This window comes from Spiroplasma endosymbiont of Megaselia nigra (assembly GCF_003987485.1).
Taxonomy (GTDB): domain Bacteria; phylum Bacillota_I; class Bacilli_A; order Mycoplasmatales; family Mycoplasmataceae; genus Spiroplasma.
Genome location: NZ_RCOO01000197.1, coordinates 1 through 1,963, shown reverse-complemented (window position 1 = coordinate 1,963; position 1,963 = coordinate 1). Strand labels below are relative to the sequence as shown.

At 22.7% G+C, this 1,963-nt stretch carries 1 protein-coding gene and 1 pseudogene; one reads left to right on the top strand and one right to left on the bottom strand.

What is annotated here, in order from left to right; all coding sequences use genetic code 4:
• Positions 1–1,674 (top strand): annotated as a pseudogene (locus D9R21_RS07485) (DUF3688 family protein); the annotation flags it as partial.
• 47 nt (positions 1,675–1,721) lie between these two features.
• On the opposite strand, the gene D9R21_RS06030 reads toward D9R21_RS07485, so the two are convergent.
• Entirely contained in the window at positions 1,722–1,916 is a 195-nt protein-coding gene (locus D9R21_RS06030; RefSeq protein ID WP_126820562.1) for a hypothetical protein, read from the bottom strand.
• Positions 1,917–1,963 lie beyond the last annotated feature (47 nt).

Below are 1,963 nucleotides of genomic sequence, written 5' to 3'. Positions count from 1 at the left end.
GTTGATATTATTAAATCTACTCATTTAGTTAAAATAACTGACTTTAAATGAAAAAATCAAAATAGTATTCATTTAGTATTACAAAAATCATTGCCTGAAGATACAGTATTTACTGGAATTGAAATTAAATACCCTAAATCAATGTTATTTGGAAATATTAAGTGTTGAGGCAATGTTAATGGTGTTTATTCTTATCCATCATCAAATATTGAAAATGCTAGTTTAGTACCTTTGTTATCAATGCCCATTGAAACAAACCCTAGTGTGCGAATATTTCAGTATTGATTTACAGAAAGTTTTTTACCATGAAGTATTGCTAAAAACTATATTCAAGGTAAAGATATATTAGGTTTATTAGATGTTAAAGAATTAAATATTGTTTTATTAAATTATTTAACTTATCGTTATAACTATGATCGTAAATTTCAAGGTTCAAAATATGATGAAAAAGGCAATCTCACTAATAAAGCAGCAGAATTACGTCAAAAATTCGAAGGACAAAAACCCGAAGATGTTATTGACGGTTTATTTGAAAACTGAAAATTAGATAATTATAAATCTTTAAATGATAATGCTGTCAAAAGATTTAAACAAATTATCTATATGTTATCAAATTATACATATAGTAAATACGCCATTAATAAAGGTTATAATGATGATATTAAATTATTTTCCCCTTATTATTTTGAATTAATTTCAACTCCCAATAAAATAAATGATGGATATTGAGAATTTAAAGATTGTCAAGTACTATTAAATTCATCATATTTTAATTTTTCTGGTGGGCCCACCCCTCCTATAAATTATTGAAAAGAAGTTTATGCAAGTGAAAAACCCTTTAATCAAGTTGATAATAAATATTATTTTGTTGTATGGCGTGGTGAAAAAAATGATGATTGAAAAATTATTAAATTTAACAATAATGAAAAAATTAAAAGATGACATCCAAAAACTTTGGATGTACAAAATAATATTAAACTTTACTTAACTAACTATGCAGAAATTCCAATTGATATTGATTTATCGATTGATGCAAGCACAATTAATCGTTGAAAAAATGATACAAATAATCATTTTAAATCAGTTTATCGTTGAATTAACGATAGTAAACCAAATATACCAGTTATTGATTCAAAAACAGGGCAAATTACAGATTGAAATTTAAAAAATCAAAATAATATCAACAATAATAATGAAATTAAAGTAATTGTTAAAAACAAAGATATATCAGAAAACTCAATTTATCAACTAGAAACAAATTTTTTTAATTGATTATCAATTACAAATGAATTAGAAACAAATAACATCCCTTCTCTTATTCCTGCTGAAATTAAATTATCTGATGGAGAATATGGCAAATATTTAACAAATTTAATTATTTCTAATGACAAAATAGAAGACTATTTAAACCATTTTTCTCAATGATATAGGTTACTTTATTCAAAAGCAGTTTGAATAAGTATGACTAAAAATTTAGTTGAAGATAGTATTAAAATAACTTTTTATAAACACGAAAAACTATTTATTTTAAATCAAATTGAATTATCTGCTATATGGGGTTATGGGAATTATGATATTACAATTTTTACTGAAAAAGAACAAATTAATATTAATAATTTACAATTATTTAATAAAAATAATGAAAAAATATCATTAATTACATTAGAAATATAAAAAGTTATTTAGATTTACAAATTAGACTGCACCCATTTTAGTAAGTACTAATAAAAAGTATTTACTATTTTTTTTATTATATCTTTTTCTTTACGATTTGAATATCATGTATTTCATTTTATAACATCTTGTATATATTCTTCATGTGAATTATATATTTTATTATGGATTGTAGCTTTCTTAAGTAATGAATGAAAACTTTCTATAACAATATTATCTGCACAGTGGTATTTTTTACCCATTGAAATTATAATACCGTTAGAGACACATTTATAGTGATAAATAGCGG